Here is a 14,580-nt window from a genome sequence, read left to right on the forward strand (position 1 = left end):
CATTGAGAAAAGACGACCAGTAAAATTATGGCAACGGCAGCAAAATCATCTGACGCTAAAAAATACTCCGCTGATGACATCGAAGTTCTGGAGGGGCTCGAAGCGGTCCGCAGACGGCCTTCGATGTATATCGGGGGTGTCGACATTCGCGGACTGCATCACCTGCTCTGGGAAATCGTGGACAACTCGGTCGACGAATACCTGGCCAATGAAGCGGACACGATTGTGGTCACGCTGCATAAAGATGGTGCGTCGTGCAGTGTCAAAGACAACGGTCGTGGTATTCCGGTCGACAAGCACTCCAAGACCAAGAAGTCGGCCCTGGAACTGATTCTGACGACCCTGCATGCCGGGGGGAAATTCTCGGACAAGAACTACGCCCGCAGCGGTGGTCTGCACGGCGTGGGTTCATCAGTGGTCAACGCACTGTCATCAGAGATGGTAGCGACCGTCTACCGGGACGGGCACCAGTATGTGCAGCGTTACAAGAAGGGCAAGCCGACGACACCGGTAAAGAAGGTTAAGCCATTCCGCGGGCACGGAACAGAAATCCATTTCCGCCCGGACGATAGCATTTTCCGTCGCGTACACTTCAACGCCGATACGATCCGCCAGCACCTGGAAGACATCGCCTTCATTCATGGCGGGCTGAAAATTACGTTCCGGGATGAAGTCAAAAAAGAGACACACGAACTGTCACATCCGGAAGGGATTCGTGGTTACCTGGACAAGCTGGCAACCGAACAGCAGAAGAAGCCGGTTCACGAACAGCTGTTTTACGCGGAAAAAGAAGACGAACATATTCGCGTGGAACTGGCCCTGAGATGGACCGACGCAACTGATGAGCAGATTCGCAGCTATGTGAACGGTATCCGCACCCACGCCGGGGGAACACACGAAAGCGGCCTGCGCTCGGGGATCGCCAAGGCGGTCAAGAACTACATGGACGTGCATAACATCAAGCACAAGGGCCTCCAGATTTCGACTGACGACATCCGCGAAGGCGTGCTCTGTCTGATCTCGGTGTTCCATAACGATCCAATGTTCCAGGGGCAGACCAAAGAGAAGCTGAATAACCCAGAGGTCAGCGGCTTCGTCGAAGGGATCGTCCGCCCGCTTCTGGAAACCTGGTTGAACAACAACCCTTCAATCGCCGACGCGGTTGTGGGACGCATCGTTCTGGCGGCCCGGGCCCGGATGGCCAGCCGCGATGCCCAGAAAGAAGTCAGACGCAAGACACCTTCCAACCGCAAGTCGACCCTGCCGGGCAAGCTGCTGGACTGCCGGTCCAATAAGCCGGAAGAGTCGGAACTGTTTCTGGTCGAAGGTCTGTCCGCCGGTGGTACCGCAGCGATGGGGCGTGACAGCCGCATTCAGGCCGTGCTTCCTTTACGCGGTAAGGTGCTGAATACCGAATCGCTGGCCGTCTCCAAAATTATGGGGAACCAGGAAATCAAAGACCTGGTCGAAACGCTGGGAACCGGCATCGGTGCGAACTTCGATATTCGCAATCTGCGTTACAACCGCATCATTCTCTTGATGGATGCTGACAGCGACGGTTACCACATCAGCACACTGCTGCTGACTTTCTTCTTCCGGCACATGATGGAATTGATCCGACAGGGCAAACTGTTCCTGGCTCAGCCGCCGTTGTACTGCATCAGTGTGGGGAACGAAAAATATTACGCCCAGGATGATGTGCAGAAAGAAGAGATCATCGAGTCTCTGCCGGCGAATCGTAAATACGAAATCGGCCGCTTCAAGGGTCTGGGTGAGATGACTGCGAAGGAGCTGAAAGAGACGACCCTGGATCCCAAGAAGCGGGTGCTCCTGAAAGTCGACATCGACAGCCAGCTGGATGCCGACGCAACGTTCTCCCAGCTGTTCGGTAAAGACGCCAGCCAGCGGTATGATCTGATCATGGAAGAGGCGATCGAAGCCGACGACATCGATTATTGATCGAAAGTCCGCAATCCGGTCTTGATCGCTTCGCGCCCCTGCCGATACTACTGGTCGGTCTCAAGAGGATTTGTCTTCCCGGTTCAGCAGTTGTGCATTGAGCATCGCGCACAAAAAACGGGAGGCGAACCAGATGATTCGCCTCCCGGCTTAAATTCAACTCAGTGGAAAACCGAGGGTTTATTTAACCGAAGCGGTTTTCTCAACTGGTGGTGGCAGTTCTGTCTCGTTTTTCTCCACGGTCAGATCGTTACCGATGGTCAGGGTTAACCAGCCATCGTTGGCAACAATGTCTTTGATGTGCAGATAGACGGTCCGGTTTTCCAGTTTGGCTTTAACCTGGGCGTCTTCAACGCGATCCGGAAATGCCTTTTCCATTTTGTTGCGAACCACGCCAGAGCGGGCGATCTGAGAAGCAACGCTCTTGGGCCGCTCAACAGGAGACGATTTGATGGTTCCCCGTGTAATGGAAATCTTGTTGCCTTCAACTTTGAAGCTGAGAGGCACAGTGATTTCCTGAGTCGGAACGGCGGTTTCGCCTTTCTGCTCAAATCCACAGCGTAAAATCAGGTTGAGTGTGTTATCACTGATCTTAACCCGGATCGGATCATGATCATCGAATGCCAAGATATTGGGACCTTTGTCAGGATCAACGGGTGGACGCTGCAGCTTGACCTTGCGGCCCAGAACATCGGCGATCGATTTTTCAAACTCGGTGATCAGATCCTGATCGGAGATTTTACGGCCTTCCAGGTTCATCCGAGAGAGGCTGTTGTTCATCAGCGATTCGTGCATCTGCAGGACAACGCTCTCGTCGGCAGAGATCGAGAGTGGCGGCGAGTTAGCGGCCAGTTCTCCGGTATCCATCAGACGGGTGCGGACATAAAGGTGAGTATCGGTAGAAGCATAGCTGCGGGCAGACGGGAACAGGCCGTTGTCACGCAGACGCTTGTTGAACTTCTGACCGACTTCCTCGTTGGCTTTGGTGATGCGTTCGTCAACTTCTTCATCGAAGCGGGGACGAACCCGATCGCGAACACGCTGAGCGGCGATGGCTTCAGCTTCAGGACGCAGTTCTTCGGTGCGGCGGTATGCCATTTTGCGTCCCAGGCCAGCCAGCAGCGGGATGCCATCCAGCTTGGTGGAAGCACCAACGGTGGTGTTATTGGCCTGCACATCAACCCAGGCGGGCTGTGTGGTGAACAGGTCGCCGTTGAAGTTAATTTCTTTTGCACCCCAGATCTGGTGGTGACCAGAGGTGTAAATTGTAGCCTGGCTGGTCTGACCGGAGGTTTCACTGTTGGTGACACCGTTCAGAGTCAGAGCGAACCGCAAAGTCGCATCGCTGGGTTGGAAGTCGACACCAACTTCGGTGGTCGTCGCCTGGTTTCCGGTAACATAAGCACCGAGGATACAGTCAACAACAGGACCGGTTTCACAGGTACTGTCTTTAATCAGACGGTTCATAAAGTCTTCAGCGACCATAACCCGCAGGTTGTAGTTGAAGTAGTTATTCCGCAGAGCAGTCGTCAGCGGCTCCAGACCACCTTCCAGCTCTTCACGCAGCAGAGCGTATGCTTTACGGGCTTCGAAAGCATACTTGCTGTTCTGGGTGACTTCGTATTCTTCCAGGTTTTCAACCAGGGCAGCGAGTTGTTCGCGAATCTTGCCTTTGTTGATCTGGTTTTTGCCTGGCTTGGCTTCTGCCAGGAAAGCGTTGATCGATTTTTCCAGGTCTTTGAATTGAGCACGGTTGAAGAACTTCCGCTGTTCGGCATCTTCAAGAGCTCCCCGGTTCTGGAATTTGGTTTTCAGAGCCTTGAGCAGATCCATCAGTTCGACTTCGGAATAGCTGTTTTTCAGCTCTTTCTGCAACTGGTTCAGCTGCAGGTAGTCAACCCAGCCATTTCCATTCTGCAGGGTACCCAGGTATTTTTTGAGTGCTGTAGCAGCTGCTGCAACCTGGTTCTGCTTGGCTTTCATCTGGGCTGCTTTGATCGTTCCGATGTTGACGTTCAAAGTTTTCAGAGCGGCATCAGCGATATCAACGCGACGCTGCAGGCTGCTGGCGTATTCGGCCAGGGCCGGCTGACCCTTGGCTTCGTCGATCTTCGCCTGCAGGCTCTTCAGAGTTGCCTGCTGCTGTGCAACGGGCATGTCCGATTCGTAGAGTTTTACAAGCAGGTCAGAAACCTGTGTGCTCCACTTGGCCCATTTTCCCTCGAGACCTTCGGGGGCCTCGGAAATTCCTTCAGGAACTTCGGCTGGCAAGATGCCTTGCAGTCCGACATCCGCTTTTTCTGGCTTCTTATCTTCAACAGCCAGAGTGGTTGTGACAACCAGCGCGAGGCTGGCGATACCCAGTACAGCAAAACTGACCATACCATAATAAAGCGAGCTTTTTCTGGCTGGCTTGAATTCCTTGAGAAGCATGTCTGATCGCACTCCATCGGCAAAAGGACTCGAATCACGGAGGCCACCGTTAAACGGAAACAGGGCCTGTCAGGCCCGCGTTCTCTCGTGTGGTGGTGGAAACTACCGTTGTAAAATAAATTATCGTCATTTACCGGTCGGGAGTGTGTTGAATTCCTACATCCCAACCGGCATTCAACTAATCCAGCTTCATAACCTGCAAAACCCTGTCTGGAAGCAATTTCCAGAAATAGAATGTTCCACAGATCGAAATCTGGCGTTTTTTATTGGAGCGAATTTGAGCTGAAAACTCCGAGCAAATCTCCCAGACCCTGAAATCGATAGAGTCTGAGGTTGATTCTGCTTTAACTCTGGAGAGATCCAGATCATCATTCCATCTTAGCGCAGTCTAGTAGACCCGCAAATATTGTGCAATCAACCAAAGCACCTTGAACTCACAACATTAACAAAACGTACGAAAGTTCACTATTATTTCTAAATCTGGTCTGATTTCTCAAGCCTTTTTTGCATTAGATGTCAAATTGCTCTCGAAACAGACTCTTTCTCAGTGTGAAAACCGGGAATCACTCACGGTTCGATTTGGAATTTGAGCCCCCTGCCCTTACATTGATGATTTCAGAAACGGAACCATTCAGCTTCGCTTGGAAAGGATTTTGACTTGGATTTTCAGCAGGTCCTCACACCGGAACAATACGCTGCCGTCAGCCATCACCAGGGACCACTGCTGGTACTGGCCGGACCCGGTTCGGGAAAGACGCGCGTCATTACTCACCGGATTGCCTCGCTGATCCAGGCAGGCGTGCCCGCGAATCAGATACTGGGGATTACCTTTACCAATAAAGCCTCGGATGAAATGGGCGAACGGGTCCAGCAGCTGATCCCCGGCATCCGCGTGGAAATCTCGACCTTCCATAAATTCTGCGTCCGCATTCTGAGACGCTACGGCAGAGCCGTGGGCCTCGACAGTAACTTCTCGATTTTTGATACGAGCGATCAGCAACAGCTAATTCGTTACGTGCTCAATGAACTGGACATCGACACGGTTGCCTACAATCCCTCGACGATGGCAGGCATGATCAGCCGTGCGAAGAATGACCTGATCACCGCAGAGCGATATGCGGAAGCGTTTCAGGAATCGATCGGCGATCACCTGCAGGCGGTGGCCGCACGAGTCTACCCCGTCTACCAGCGACTGCTGCTCGAATCGAACGCCGTCGACTTTGATGATCTGCTGCTACACGTTGCCAGCCTGCTCAAGGGGTCTCCCGAACTGCGGGCCACCCTCGATGAACGTTATCAATATATTCTGGTAGACGAGTACCAAGACACCAACCTGGCACAATACCAGATCGTGATGGGACTCTCACTCAACACCCGCAATCTGTGCGTCACCGGCGATCCGGATCAGTCCATCTATGGCTGGCGTGGTGCTAAGATCGAAAACATTCTGCAGTTCGAACGCGACTTCCCGGACTGCCAGACGATCCGACTCGAACAGAACTTTCGCAGTACGAAAGAAATTCTGCGCGTCGCCGACAGCCTGATTGTGCACAACCAGCGACGAAAAGCCAAAACGCTGTTCACCGAGAACCCGGAGGGAACACCGGTCGAACTGCTCACCTATAATGACGAGCGACAGGAGGCGGAAGAGATCGCCCTGCATATCCGCCGCGCCGTCGACCGGGGTGAATATGACTATACCGACTTCGCCATCTTTTACCGCGTGAACTCGCTCTCCCGCGAACTGGAACTGGCGCTGGCGCGACATAAAATTCCTTACCAGCTCGCAGGCAGTGTCGCGTTTTACGAACGGACGGAAGTCAAAGACCTGCTGGCGTACCTCAAGCTGATTAACAATCCGGATGACCGCGTGGCGTTTGGCCGGATCGTGAATAAGCCGCTGCGGGGGATCGGTAAAACCACACAAAGAAAACTCATCCGCTGGGCAGACGAAAAAGGAATCAGTCTGCTCGAAGCCGCGCACCAGGCCGCAGACTGTTCGACGCTGTCCAAGCGGGCCGCGACGATGGTTGCCCGATTCGCCAAAATGATCTCCGGATTTTCACTGGCCGACACCGGGTCTGTGGCCCAGCTGATGGAAGTGGTCATCGACAGCACACGTATGATCGACAGCTGGAAAGAGAGTCCGGATGAAGACGATCAACAGCGGATCGCCAACGTGAACGAGCTGGTCTCCACCGCCCGGAAGTACGACCAGATCTTTGGTGACGAGACGACTCTGGAGGGGTTCCTTGAAGTCAGCACCCTCGCCAGCGCCACCGATCAACTGGATGCGGAATCGGGTCAGGTGACACTGATGACGCTGCACGCCGCGAAGGGGCTGGAGTATCCGGTCGTCTTTATTATCGGCGTCGAACAGAATCTGATCCCTCACGAACGGGTGCTCCGCGAAGAGCTCCGTGATGGTCTGGAAGAGGAACGACGGCTGTTCTTTGTAGGTATCACCCGGGCCGAACAGTGTCTGTACCTGACACAGACACGCGAACGCTCTCTGCGCGGGCGTCCCTGGCGGACGATCACCAGTGACTTCCTGAAAGAGATCGATGTCGAAGTCAAAGACATGACCGATTTCCTGGGAGAGCACCGCTCGCATTTCGATGATTTCGTCGAGTCCGTTAAACGGGGTGAGGTCGACACCGAGGCACTGAAGGCGGCGACTCCCCAGAAAAAACCCCTGCTGATGACCGGGGCTGACCTGCTGAAGCAAACCCCCGAAGCAGCCGAACTCCCGCAGGGTTTCTCGGTGGGCATGCGGGTACGTCACCCGCGATACGGAGTCGGTACCGTCATGGGCATCAGCGGTTTTGCCCGCAAACGCATGGTGACAGTGCTCTTCGACGAAATGGAAGAGGGGCAGACCTTTGTCGCCGCCCATTGTCCGCTACAACCGTTGGGACTGCGCTAACCGGCCCCGCGTTCATGGCATCTGACGCATCCTTCCGATAAAGCCTCTGGTCCCCGCTGCGCCGTCTGTTAAACATGAAGTAGCAGACAGTGACATCTGCGCAGCAGCGACGTTGGACTCATCTGAAGCGAAGGACTTGCATGCCTCCCCGAAAGCGACCGCCGGCAAATTCAAAATTCCAGGTTCGCAAACCGGCCGATCCCGGCGTGCATCTGGAACCGTTCCTGAATTACCTGGAAGCCGAATGTGGAATGGCGGCCAACACCGTCTCTGCCTATCGCTCCGATATCACACAGTTTCTGGACTGGTACCGCAGTCAGCCCTCCTGCCCCTTGAGCCAGGTCGATCTGAAGTTTCTGAGCGGGTATCTGCAACACCTCAATAAACGCCGACTGGCCGCGACGACTGTTTCACGACACCTGGTGACGATCAAGCTGTTTTTCCGCTACCTCGTCCTGGAAGGAATTCTCGCGGAGAGCGTCGCCGATCTCTTGAATTCCCCCAAGCTCTGGAAGTATCTGCCGAAGGTCCTGAGCCCTGAGAAAGTCAACGAACTGTTGATGGCTCCCTGCAATGCCGATCGGTATCCGCTCCGCGACCGAGCGATTCTGGCGATGATGTATGCCACCGGCTGTCGAGTGAGTGAGATCGTGAATCTCCCGCTGGACTCTGTCAAACTGGCGGAAGGCTATGCACGCTGTGTAGGTAAAGGGAACAAGGAACGCATGGTTTCACTGAACCCCGTTGCGGTGGCGGCCGTGGAAGCCTACCTCAAGTATGAGCGTCCCGACCTCACCCGACGCAACCCGGCAGAGCAGGCGCTGTTCCTGGGTCGAGGCGGTAAACAGCTCTCCCGGATCATGGTCTGGAACATCGTCAAGAAAAACGCGGCCCGCGTCGGCTGCAGTAAAGAGGTCAGCCCGCATACGCTCCGGCACAGTTTCGCGACCCACATGATGGCCGGCGGTGCCGAGATCCGCGCGCTGCAGGAACTGCTGGGACACGCGAATATCCGTACAACCCAGATTTATACCCACGTGGATCACAGCCGCCTGAAAGCGGTACACCAGATGTATCATCCCCGCGGCTGATGCGCGGCGGGTTAAAACGCTTTTTTCATCAGCTTTCCATCCGCGCGGTTCCCCAGCTGATGCAACAGCGGCGCGTCGATACTCTCTGAAATGAACTGCACCCTGCCATCTCCAAAGCCGAAATGGGCGCCCCCCACATGATAGCTGCCGAAGCCCCCCATCTTCAGTAGTACGTCACCCTTGTTTTTCTCAGAATCAGCATCCGAATCCGGCTCCAGCCCGGGAGGTTGAGTGTACCTGTTGTCTCTCCCCGGTTTGTCCCGATTGATAGAGCTTGTATTCCGCAATGTTGCAGAGGTGCCGGATAACCACCCCAGATTGTCTTTGGTATAGAAGTGTTCGCCGACAAAAATCGTGTTAGAACTGCCGTCTGTAATCTGGTCATAACGGATGCTGCTGTTGAGAAACATCACGCCGTTATTCGCGCTGTCCAGCGGTGCTTCAGTACCGTTATAACAGGCACCGTAATTAGTCTGATACAGTTGGACGCCTTCTTCAGAACTCGCGTAAGTGTAACTGTTCATCGGGTCGGAGGGACAATGCAAAACGACCATCTGCACTTCGCGGACGTCCTTGTTGGCGGGTGCATACACGCTCTGCTTGAAGTCGATGTGCTCGAACACAGACGGCTGATCCAGATACGGCATCAGCCCCGACAGCCAGTTCATGTGATACCCCTTGGGTTCATTCTTGATGGGACCGGTATCGTTATAGACACCCGCCGGCAGCATTTCGTACGCCATCTCGTAATTCTGCAGCGCCAGGCTGATCTGGACGAGGTTGTTCTTGCAGGTAACCCGTCGCGCTGCTTCACGGGCCTGCTGAACCGCAGGCAGGAGCAGTGCGATTAAAATCGCGATAATGGCGATGACCACCAGCAGCTCAATCAAGGTGAAGCCAGGTCGTCGCCGTTCACAGGCACTGCGAAATCGGAAAGGAACTTCGTTCTTCATTTCAATTCCCCGGACTGTAGTTTCAATGATGTTTTATAAAGCATGATCTATGACATTCGATTCAAAATAAAAGTAACACTTATAATATGATTTTCCGGGTCCGGGTGACGCTGAACGTTTCGTCTTCCGGATAGCGAATGCGGGCTTCAATCGACAGCCGATCTGTTTTCTTCGCCGGCTTGAGCTGAATCACAGCAGAAGCAGCATAGCGGGTCCCCAGATCTTCCGGCCTGATTTCCCAGACCTCGCCTTTATAGTTCGGGTTTTTCAATCGCTGTTCGACGGCCCGCTCCAGTGCTGACTCAGCCAGCCATTCTGCCTGAACGCGTAGCTGCTCCCGGATGACCTGCCGACGTTGCATCAGGGCTGACTTTAATAAGGAAGCCAGCAGCATGGTGACGATCAGCAGACAAACCATCACCAGAATCAGGACCGCGCCACGACGGGTCGCCTGCCGGTTCTGGGGAGTCTGTCGATTGACTATATTCTGCATGGGTTTGACCTGTCAGTTCGTCTGGTTTGTTTCTTTTTCCGATTGCTCGAAAGAAATTTGTGTCAGCCGATAATTACGGCCAATTGTGGAGAGCACGGCAAGTTCGTGAGCCGCTCGGGGGCGACTCTCCGGCGTGTTCCCACTCTCCTTGTCCGGCAGGACCAGGGAACCGGGCTCCCGAATGCTGATGCCTGCCTGATTCAACCGCTGCTGCTGGATAAAATGTGCCTCGCTTCCTGCGGGAACATAGAACATATCTTCGTGTAGAACTTTCCCTTCCCGGCTGACTACGCGATCGATGCGGAACTCCTCGATCCGCCAGGTAATCTGTTCCCCGCCCGGCTTCAGGATAACCAGTGTTTTCGGGTTGGCCACTTTCTCCGGTTCCAGCTGCACTGATTCTGCAGCATGAATGTCATCACGGAACAGTCTTGAGAAACGCTGGAAAGAGGCCCCCAGCCAGACCGCCTCACTCGATTCCCGCTCGGCCCGCATGATGGTGTGCAGCGTGGTCATGCTGAGGCCCATCAGCACCGTCGCAATCGCCATGGCCACGACGACTTCCACCAGAGATATTCCGGGCGGAATGCCGTGCTGCCTGATCGAGATCATAAATCCACGTCGTCGCATTACTGCTTACCCTTTGGGGAGACCCAGGAAGTTAAGCGTACCGGCTGCTGGATGAGACCACGCTGATCTCGCCAGCCCAGCTGAATCTGAATTTTTTTCATCAGTGGTAGATCTTTCGTCTCCTGGATGCGAATCTTCAGGTCAGCGTCAGGGAGTTGCTTCAAGGCACTCTCCGAGAGTGCGAACTTGTCGACCGTTGCCTGCGTCATCTCCGGAAATGGCAGGGCTACGGTCCGTTCCATCAGGTTTTCCACTTCGACCAGCGCGACCTGTCTCTGCTCGGACTGTCTCTGTTCGCGATGGACCCAGTAAATCGAAGGCACCACAATCATGAAGACGGTCGTCAGCAGAACTCCCGAGACCATCATTTCAATCAATGTGAATCCCAGACGTCTACGCAGCTTTGGCCGAGTAACCGCTGAGAAATCCTGTTTCTGTCGATACTGTATTCGCACTATGCAACCCATGCCCGTGGGATTATGCCAGGTGATGAACCAGGCTGATCAATGGTAAAAACAAACCAATCACAATAATTCCAACCAGGGCTCCCAGCCCTACAATAAACGCTGGTTCCAGATATTCGCGTACCAGCATCATCCGATAATTTATCCGCCGTTCGATGCTTTTCGCGATCGCCTTCAATGCCCAGCTCAGGTTCCCCGCCCGCTGGGCTGACTGCAGCAGCCGCACCTCACTGGGTGTTAACAGACTAAAATCATGCAGGGCCGTCCAGCAGTCGTTTCCTTTGTGAACATCCTGCAGAATTGCTTCAAAGCGTTCTGCCAGCAGTCGGTTATTCGAAGTATGTGCCAGGGTCTCGAATGCCCCCATTAATGGGCGCCCCGATTCGGTCGTGACATGCAGGAACCGAAGTACATCCGGCGCCCTGCCCCGCGGATAGAGCAGGCCATAGACAAACGCAGGGCGCCAGCCGTTCTCCAGGAAGCCGCGGCGCGTCAGTATTTTCTGCATGATCCACAACAGTAAAATCGCAACCGGCAGAACATAGAAATATTCAATGACAAAATCATTGGCTTCAATAATATTCAGCGTCAGGCCCGGCAGTTCTACTTCGAAATCATGGAAGATCTTTTTGAACTTTGGGATGATCCAATAGCCGATAAATAACAGGTTCAGCGCGACAACCAGGAAGACCGCCAGAATATAAAGCAGAACGCCTGCACGGCTCCGCACCTGCTCAGTCCGTTCCGCCATGCAGACTTCCGAAGCCAGCGAAAGCGCCGAGGGCAGCGTGCCCGATTCTGCTCCTGCTTTCACCAGGAAAAACGCATTCGCTGGCAGCAGATCCGGCACCTTATCGATGGCATCCGCCAGGGGAACTCCACTGCGGAGCAAATCCACGAGACGGGAAATCTGCAGTCTCCAGCGGCCATGCACGTCTTTTTCGAAGGTCTCAAGCACGTCGATCAACGACAGCTGTTTCTCCGTAGCCACTGCCAGAATTCTCAAGAGCGCCATCTGCTGTGAATGGGTGACACGTCCCGGAAGCCAGCGTGGTCCACGCAGGAGCGGACGATTGCCCCAGCGCCACAACTGATTCAGAGAATTAAAACGGGACGGCTTATTCATCAACGGGAAGTCGCTTGTTAACAGAAATGAATCTCAGGAAAACGGATTGAAATGCAATGATGCATGACCACTCAGGACAGCATCGTCAGCAGTTTAAACAACGGAGCCAGCAGGGATAAAAACAGGAAACCCATCGTGATCGCACAGACAATGATGATCATCGGCTCCACAACAGTCGCGAAAAACGTGATCCGCACGCGGGTCTGGCCATTCAGCATATCCGCCAGTGCATTCAGAATTTCAACCGAGTAACGGGGACTGTTCTGATTCGAATTGCCTGACTGCGTCGCCAGTGTCTGCAGAAACGTGGCGGGAAATAACTTCAACGAGGTCAACGCTTCGATCTGCATCTCCCCGGAGGAGACGGATTCCGAAAATTTGCGACAGGCCTTGCGAATCTGATAGTTGTTCGAACTCTCCCCAGTCAGCTTGAGCGCTTCCAGAAACGGAACATCATTATCGACGAGCAGTGCCAGCAGGTGAGAGAAACGGGAGACGGAAATACCACTCAACAGCCCCCCCAGCAGGGGAAGTCGAAACAGGATGCGCTGCCCCAGCGCCTGGCCTCTCTCTGTACGGAACAGTGCGACAGAGCCCAGCAGTAGAAGCAGCGTACCGGGCAGATACCACCACCACTGCATTCGGATAAACACGGAGACCTCAAACATGAAATCGGTTACCCAGGGGAGCTCGATTCCAAAGTCCACGAAGATCGATTCAAACGAAGGAATGATCCAGAGCATGATCGCCAGGAACATTAACGAGGCGAAAAACATCAGAATCAGCGGATAGCAGAGGGCCATCAGTAACTGGCTTTTCATCTCGGAGAGCTGACGGGTATGTGCCACATAGTCGGCCAGAATCTCACTCATCTTGCCCGAACGGCTGCCGGCATGCACCAGGGCACAGAGCTCGCGCGGCGCCCTGGAATTGGCCAGCACCGTTTCCAGGTCATCGCCTGATTCCAGCTGGGTCGCCAGATCCTGCACCGCAGTCCGCAGACGTGTGTTCTCAATTTCATAAGAGACCGCTTCCAGCCCCGACGAGAGTGGGAGCCGGGCACGTGTCAAATCGGACAGATGATCGGTGATGAGTTCAAAATCACGGGAGGAGAGCCTGGTCGTCGCGCCGGAGGCCGGTGCTTCCCGGGCGGCAAACGCCAGTTCACCTTCCTCTTCCAGCTCGATCCGTTCAATTTTGATCCCCTGATCCTGCAGCTGGCTGGCAACTTCATCCCGGTCGGCGGCGTGAATCCGCCCCTTGATGAGCTTGCCTTCTGAATTAACGCCCTGATAGCGATACCAGTTCATTGGAGAATCATCCCGTCACTCAAATCATCATAATCATTGTGTCCAGCTGTCTGCAGCATCTGATCACTGTCTCAGTCAAGACCCTCAAGGGTTACCTAATTGTTTAAGCATGTCGGTAAACGGGAGAAATAATACCAGGCAATAACATAAAACCGTGCCACCACCGATAATCGCTCCCGTGAAGATCGGAAAGATCACGCGGAACCAGCGGGTATAGTGGGCCGCCTTCCGCCGATACATATCGGCAGCATTTTTCAGCGCGAGGCTTAATTCTCCCTCGTGATTCTTGGTCGTTAATAACCAGGTCAGTAACGGAGGCCAGCCATAGAATTTCGCCGATTCCCCCGATTCCAGCTGCGAGCGGGCATGTCGATCCGCCATCAGCTCAGCCGATTGAACCAACTGGTCATCGCCGGTCGCTTCTGCCGCCAGCACGATTGACTCGGAAAACGGGATCTGTTGCTGAATCAACAGTGCCATCAGCTCGGCGAAGTTTCCGTAACGATAATAACTGGCAATCCGCTTCACGCCGGGAATCCAGCCGATCAGCCGACTGGTGCCTTTAAAATTCAATAACTGTGAACTGCGGGTCCGCATCCAGACCAGGGCAAACACAAACAGGACCAGCGGCGGGACCAGCGCCCAGTAGATCATCGTCGATTCCAGAAAGTTCAATGCCTGCAGTGGGCGGGTCTCACCCAGACGGAAAACTTCGTACGCGGAATTGAACCGTGCCAGCATTTCAAACAGGAAGACCAGAAACAGACCATAGGCCAGGCTGAAGACAATCAAAGGATAGATCAGCGCCATGCCGATCTGTCGTCTCAGATGAAAGAGTTCCCAGGCATAGTTGGACATCTCCTCCAGTGCCACGGTCAGCTTACCCGATTTGACCCCCGCTTCTACGATCACCCGATACACGCGGGGAAAGCGTGAGCCTTCGGATTCCATCGCTTCAGCCAGCGTACTGCCCCGCTCCATCTTCACCGCCAGGTCCGAACTGATCTTTCCCAGCCGGTCGGGAAGTTCGTTGCCCATCTCCCGCAGACCCAGTTCCAGCGGAATCCCGGCCTGCACGAGTGAAATAATTTCCTCGTTCAAGGCGATCAGCTCATCCAGCTCGAAGCGGGTTTCCCGTGTCGGTAAGGCGTCGGAATCGTCTCTTGCGTTCATGTTCACACTCTCTTCAGACAGA

11 protein-coding genes are annotated in these 14,580 nt (G+C 54.3%); 3 read left to right on the plus strand and 8 right to left on the minus strand.

Features of this window, described 5'->3' with window-relative positions; translation table 11 throughout:
* Nucleotides 1-27 precede the first annotated feature (27 nt).
* Complete coding sequence (locus tag F1728_RS13620; RefSeq protein WP_155364565.1) at nt 28-1,959, plus strand: DNA gyrase/topoisomerase IV subunit B; 1,932 nt, start codon at nt 28-30, stop codon at nt 1,957-1,959.
* Between the two features lie 180 nt (nt 1,960-2,139).
* Here the strand turns inward: F1728_RS13620 and F1728_RS13625 are convergent, their stop codons facing one another.
* A complete protein-coding gene (locus tag F1728_RS13625; protein WP_155364566.1) occupies nt 2,140-4,392 on the minus strand; it encodes a coiled-coil domain-containing protein in 2,253 nt (750 codons plus the stop codon).
* A 658-nt stretch (nt 4,393-5,050) separates the two neighbouring features.
* On the opposite strand from F1728_RS13625, the gene F1728_RS13630 reads away from it, so the two are divergent.
* Together F1728_RS13630 and xerD are read left to right on the plus strand one after the other, a co-directional pair.
* A complete protein-coding gene (locus tag F1728_RS13630) occupies nt 5,051-7,318 on the plus strand; it encodes an ATP-dependent helicase (protein ID WP_155364567.1) in 2,268 nt (755 codons plus the stop codon).
* A gap of 140 nt (nt 7,319-7,458) precedes the next feature.
* Nucleotides 7,459-8,409 carry a site-specific tyrosine recombinase XerD gene (xerD, locus tag F1728_RS13635; protein WP_155364568.1) on the plus strand — a complete coding sequence of 317 codons (951 nt, stop codon included), beginning with the start codon at nt 7,459-7,461 and terminating at the stop codon, nt 8,407-8,409.
* Nucleotides 8,410-8,420: 11 nt separating this feature from the next.
* Here xerD and F1728_RS13640 read toward each other — a convergent pair whose 3' ends face one another.
* The 7 genes from F1728_RS13640 to F1728_RS13670 form a co-directional block, all read right to left on the minus strand.
* A complete protein-coding gene (locus F1728_RS13640) occupies nt 8,421-9,362 on the minus strand; it encodes a DUF1559 domain-containing protein (RefSeq protein WP_155364569.1) in 942 nt (313 codons plus the stop codon).
* 79 nt (nt 9,363-9,441) lie between these two features.
* Nucleotides 9,442-9,855, minus strand: a complete 414-nt coding sequence (locus tag F1728_RS13645; RefSeq protein WP_155364570.1) for a hypothetical protein — start codon at nt 9,853-9,855, stop codon at nt 9,442-9,444.
* 12 nt (nt 9,856-9,867) lie between these two features.
* Nucleotides 9,868-10,485, minus strand: coding sequence for a PulJ/GspJ family protein (locus F1728_RS13650; protein ID WP_155364571.1), 618 nt, complete (start codon nt 10,483-10,485; stop codon nt 9,868-9,870).
* On the minus strand, nt 10,485-10,940 hold the full coding sequence (locus tag F1728_RS13655; RefSeq protein ID WP_194242813.1) for a type IV pilus modification PilV family protein: 456 nt from the start codon (nt 10,938-10,940) through the stop codon (nt 10,485-10,487). Before F1728_RS13655 ends, F1728_RS13650 begins: the two co-directional genes overlap by 1 nt.
* Nucleotides 10,941-10,962: 22 nt before the next feature.
* A complete protein-coding gene (locus tag F1728_RS13660) occupies nt 10,963-12,075 on the minus strand; it encodes a type II secretion system F family protein (RefSeq protein ID WP_155364573.1) in 1,113 nt (370 codons plus the stop codon).
* Between the two features lie 71 nt (nt 12,076-12,146).
* Nucleotides 12,147-13,385: a type II secretion system F family protein gene (locus F1728_RS13665; protein ID WP_155364574.1), complete on the minus strand. Its 1,239-nt coding sequence runs from the start codon at nt 13,383-13,385 to the stop codon at nt 12,147-12,149.
* An 84-nt stretch (nt 13,386-13,469) separates the two neighbouring features.
* Nucleotides 13,470-14,558 (minus strand): type II secretion system F family protein, encoded by a 1,089-nt coding sequence (locus F1728_RS13670; protein ID WP_145438175.1) that lies wholly within the window; start codon nt 14,556-14,558, stop codon nt 13,470-13,472.
* Nucleotides 14,559-14,580: the final 22 nt, after the last annotated feature.

Source organism: Gimesia benthica, assembly GCF_009720525.1.
In the GTDB taxonomy this organism is placed as follows: Bacteria; Planctomycetota; Planctomycetia; order Planctomycetales; family Planctomycetaceae; genus Gimesia; species Gimesia benthica.